Source organism: Treponema sp. R6D11 (genome assembly GCF_054786075.1).
Window position 1 is genome coordinate 1 of sequence record NZ_BDHD01000425.1, and the last position, 1063, is coordinate 1063.

General features: G+C 45.2%; 1 protein-coding gene. It reads right to left on the bottom strand.

Annotated features, from left to right (window positions below):
• A partial coding sequence (locus ACYVTD_RS13680; RefSeq protein ID WP_461248284.1) for an endo-1,4-beta-xylanase occupies positions 1-1063 on the bottom strand: 1063 nt, incomplete at both ends.

The window sequence follows — 1063 nt, forward strand, 5'->3', positions numbered from 1 at the left end:
GTTTGCGTCCGTACTGGCTGTTTTTTCCGTACGCCAATCGTTTTCTATTTTAGCCCGTAACGCCTTGTATGCGGGTTTTTCGCTGTTGTCGGTGCGAAGGAAGCCGGCGGGCGCGTGAAGCCATGCGTTGTCTGTGCCAGACCATGTTGTAATTGCCTGTACTTGCGGATGAGCGAAAAGAATTTCGTACATTTCGATTATTTCACGTTTTTGCCGTTCTTCGCCTTCGGGAGTAGTAGACCATTTTTCCACCTTCCAATCGTTAAGATCAACAATGTGCGGCGGCATTATATCGCCTGAAATTAGCGTATTTTCAGTAAAATGCAGAGGTAAACCGAAATGGGAAAAACGCTCAAGTACATCGCGGATTTTTTCCGCGCCCCAATAACCCTGATGTTGGTGCGATTGTATGCCTATTACGTCAATGGGAATGCCCGCCTGCAAACATTTATCTATAAGGATTTCATAATCTTTTGACGTGTCAAAATCGTTTAACAATAGTACTGAGTTTGGATTAGCTCTTTTTGCCGCTTCAAACACTTCTTTAACGATACGCACTTGTCCGTATTCCTTGCATATTCGCGTAATGGCGTTGTCGTATTTGTCAAAAATCGGCATGATGACAACCTCGTTAATTACATCCCATATATCAATAAGTCCCGCAAAAGCAGACACGTCGCGCTCTATTCGCGCTATAACTTTTTTCAGTATTTCAGCGTTGGAATAATTCATAAGCCATGGGGCGCATACCGTATGCCAGCACAAGGGATGACCCTTTGTTGTTATATTCCTCTGTGCATACCAACGAGCCGCCGCTTTTAACCGCTTTTCGTCGGGTTTGCCTTCTTGCGGCTCATAGCGTCCAAGGTAAAATGGCAATGTCGCATAATTGTTAAGGGCAAAAAGTTTGTCAAGTTTTTCCTGTAAAAACGCCGCGCGTTTTTCATCTATCGAAGAGCCGTCAGGGTTTCCTCCGGCAAGTTCTACAGCCTCAAACCCGCCGACACCGAACAAAAACTGATGACTCCTCTGCTCTATTTTAATTTCCTGATTTGCCGCAGGC